The following is a 4175-nucleotide window of genomic DNA, read 5'->3' on the forward strand; positions in this document are numbered from 1 at the left end:
GTTTTAAAGGAGTTAAGTACATGTATAAGTTAAGATTCAAGCTAAAAAAACTATAATCATATAAAGTTAAATTAATAATTTAAATAAATCAAATCTATAGGGAATATAAGTTTGTGAATAATTAGAAGGGCTGTGTTTATTTCTAATAAAATATTAAGATACAGTTATTTTCATATGAGTTAATCATGATTATAACTATCATTATCAGATTAATTTATATTTAAACCTTGCATAATTATAATTTTAATATCACTTTTGATTAATAATATTTATTAAAATGTAGAATTAAGGGCGGAAGCTAGTTCCGTCTTTAATTCTACTACTTCTGTCATATAATACTTTTATAACATTTTAATATATTAATACTGAAAATAATTTTCATACATATCTAAAAATTACTTGATTTAATAAAAAGACGTAGCCCTAAAATAAGGCTACGTCTCTTTACATACTATTTTAATTCTATTGCTTTTTTAACAGCCTTAACTATCTCTGAAGCTGTTAATCCATACTTCTCTAATAACTCATTTGGTTTTCCACTTTCTCCAAAGGTGTCCTTAACTCCAACCTTTAATACTGGAACTGGATGAGTCTCTGTTATAACTTCACTTACAGCTGATCCAAGTCCACCTATTACATTGTGCTCCTCAGCTGTTACAATAACTCCTGTTTCTCTTGCTGCCTTTTCTAAAGCTTCTCTATCTATAGGCTTTATTGTATGGATATTTAAAACTCTTACCTTTATTCCCTCTTCTGCAAGAGTGTTGTAAGCGTCTAAAGCAGCATCTACCATTATACCAGTAGCTACTATTGTAGCATCTTTTCCTTCTCTTAAAGTCACTGCCTTACCTATTTCAAAATTATATTCTTCATTATCATTAACTGTATTTACAGCTGATCTACCAAGTCTTACATAACATGGTCCTTCCATCTTTGCAACTGCTTTTATAACAGCTTCTGTTTCTATATCATCTGAAGGACATATAACAGTCATTCCTGGTATACTTCTCATTAAAGCTAAATCCTCTATAGCTTGGTGAGATGCTCCGTCCTCTCCAACTGTAAGACCTGCATGAGTTGCACATATCTTAACATTTAAGTGAGGATATCCTATAGAGTTTCTTATTTGTTCGAAAGCTCTACCTGCTGCAAACATAGCAAAGGTACTAACAAAAGGAATCTTACCACAAGTTGACATTCCAGCTGCAACGCTCATCATGTTACCTTCTGCTATTCCCATATTTATAAATCTTTCTGGTGCTACTGCCTTAAAGTCTGCTGTTTTTGTAGACTTTGAAAGGTCTGCATCTAAAACCACAACATTTTCATTTTCAGTAGCAAGTTTTGCTAAACTCTTTCCATAAGCTTCTCTAGTTGCTAACTTCTTTCCCATTAGTTCTCCCCTCCTATTTCAGCTATAGCTTTTTCACATTGCTCTTTATTTGGAGCTGTTCCATGCCATCCTGCTTCATTTTCCATAAATGATACTCCCTTACCTTTAACTGTACTACATACTACAGCTGTAGGTTTATCAGTTACCTTCTTAGCATCTTCTATTGCTTTCATTATAGCTTCAAGATTGTGTCCATCTATACTTATAACATTCCATCCAAAAGCTTCAAACTTATTGCTTATAGGTGCTGGATTCATTACATCCTCACACTTACCATCTATTTGTAATCCGTTACTATCTATAAAGGCAGTTAAATTTCCTAATTTATAGTGAGCTGCTGACATAGCTGCTTCCCAAACTTGACCTTCTTGTAATTCTCCATCTCCAAGTAAAGCATATACTCTATAGCTCTTTTTATCTAGTTTACCAGCTAAGGCCATACCAACTGCTGTAGATATACCTTGACCTAAAGAACCTGTAGACATATCTATTCCTGGTACTTCATTCATATTTGGATGTCCTTGAAGATTAGAATTTATTTTTCTTAAAGTCATAAGTTCTTCTGGATTAAAGAAACCTCTTCTTGCTAATGTACTGTATAAAACTGGTGCTGCGTGTCCCTTTGATAAAACAAATCTATCTCTATCTAGATTCCTTGGCTCTGCAGGATTTATGTTCATTTCATTAAAATAAAGAGTTGTTAATATCTCTACCGCTGAAAGCGATCCACCTGGGTGTCCTGAACCTGATTCAGTAAGCATAGCAACGATATCCTTTCTTATTACTTTTGCCATGCTTTTTAATTCTTCAATATTCATCTTCATAGCTTCCCCTCCTGATTTTTCTATGTAATGGAGTTATTCAATCACTATCTATGATTTTAATTGAATAATATATTATTAATTATTATTATACTAAATTATTTAAATAAGTATTTAATTATTTTTTATTTTCCCTTAAAATCTCCAAAATAATTGTATCACAAAAACTAAAAAAAACAACTAAGATATAACACATTTTTTTATTAACATATTCTTTTTAATCAATTTTTAATTGTTTTTCTAGAAATAATATTATATTTACTACGCTTATTATAACTATTTCACTATATCTACCTCTTATTTTCCTATTTAGGATAATGAAACACTTGAAATTATCTTAAAATAAATTTATATTTTATATACTTTTCACTTTAGCTTTTAAGCTATACCTGCTCTGTTTCCCTTTATTAAGTTTATAAATTTTAAACAATGTAACTCCTTAAACTAATTATATTAATGCTTTGAAATTCTTAACCTTAAATACATATCTATATAAAATTAAAAACTGCTCTAGAAAATCTCTAAAGCAGTCTTTGTCTGATGGCTACCAACTGTAACACCCCCATCCTCTTAAAAGGTGGGGGATAACAGTTGCTACGCCCCTAGATTAACTCATCTAACCTTTAGATGGTTGAAAAAACACCATCTAACGGAAGATTCGTTCTATCTGATGGATACTAGCTTGTAACACCCTATCCTTTTAAAAGGTGGGATAACAGTTGCTACGCCCCTAGATTAACTTATCTATCCTTTAGATGGTGTAAAGAACACTCTCTAAAAGATAGATAAGTTATATATTCTAAGTATTCAAATTTAATCCCATACTTATTAACAAAGCTTTATCAACTTTATCCATATCACTGTCCGTCATATGTCCTATCTTTTCTTTCAGTCTTCTTTTATCTAGAGTTCTTACTTGCTCTAGTAGTACTACAGAATCCTTATTTAGTCCATACTCTTCTGATGAAATTTCCACATGAGTAGGAAGTTTTGCTTTGTTAATTTGTGAAGTTATAGCTCCAACAATAACCGTTGGGCTATATTTATTTCCTATATCATTTTGAAGTATAATAACTGGTCTTATACCACCTTGTTCTGATCCAACTACTGGACTAAGGTCTGCATAAAATATATCTCCTCTTTTTACTATAACTTGTGTCATTAGACATATCACTCTCCGAAAGCCATGACTCATATTCTAAACATTCATCTAAATCATAGGCACATGATAATTCCGAAAACTCTAAATTGATTTGTGCCATCTCTTGATATCCACTTTTTAAGTCTTCGTATTTACAATCCTTATCTCTATATAATATAAGGTCTTCAGCTCCAAATTGACACTGATTTTTATTAAATGCATCACTTTTTTTAATTTTATGTGCATCAGAGAGGTTTCTTCTTATTCCTTTGACAATTGACATATTAATACAATACCTCCTATTTTCTATGACGAAAAATATGTATCCTATATAATTATATTGCTATTTTTGTCAATATGTCAAAGGATTTTATAAGATTAGACATATATTCTTATTATAATAACCTCTCAATCCTTTATGTATACCCTGGGAACCTTTTATTTAGCATAATAATTTATTTTATAAGTTTATGGTTCCATTGATTCTATAACATTCTATGCATCAATTTCTAGACAATATTGTTTATCTTAATAAATAACCTAATTATCCATTTAAACTTGTCCTAAGTTTATAAAATTAAAATCTTTATGAAATTCTTATGTTTAAGAGCTTTGTCATACTTATAATAGCCACCTAAAATATTTTCTTAATATTCTAAACCATCTTCATAAGACTATATTATTTTATTCTAAGTAATAGTTTACTATTTTTTAGCAAAAGATTAAGTTACTCTTTAAATAAAGTTTCATCTATGGCTTCATTTGCCACAAAGTCTTTATATAGTATTTTTACCCTCTCATCTCCTTTCAAATCATATAT

At 30.2% G+C, this 4175-nt stretch carries 4 protein-coding genes; all 4 read right to left on the reverse strand.

The features are described 5' to 3' along the window. Positions 1 to 451: 451 nt before the first annotated feature. A complete protein-coding gene (locus tag AB2369_RS12000) occupies positions 452 to 1393 on the reverse strand; it encodes a transketolase family protein (protein ID WP_367666712.1) in 942 nt (313 codons plus the stop codon). After that, positions 1393 to 2217, reverse strand: a complete 825-nt coding sequence (locus tag AB2369_RS12005) for a transketolase (protein WP_367666713.1) — start codon at positions 2215 to 2217, stop codon at positions 1393 to 1395. Before AB2369_RS12005 ends, AB2369_RS12000 begins: the two co-directional genes overlap by 1 nt. 796 nt (positions 2218 to 3013) lie before the next feature. Then, on the reverse strand, positions 3014 to 3376 hold the full coding sequence (locus tag AB2369_RS12010) for a type II toxin-antitoxin system PemK/MazF family toxin (RefSeq protein WP_367666714.1): 363 nt from the start codon (positions 3374 to 3376) through the stop codon (positions 3014 to 3016). Further along, on the reverse strand, positions 3327 to 3638 hold the full coding sequence (locus AB2369_RS12015; protein ID WP_367666715.1) for a CopG family transcriptional regulator: 312 nt from the start codon (positions 3636 to 3638) through the stop codon (positions 3327 to 3329). Before AB2369_RS12015 ends, AB2369_RS12010 begins: the two co-directional genes overlap by 50 nt. Positions 3639 to 4175: the final 537 nt, after the last annotated feature.

Source organism: Clostridium sp., assembly GCF_040797585.1.
GTDB lineage: Bacteria > Bacillota > Clostridia > Clostridiales > Clostridiaceae > Clostridium_Z.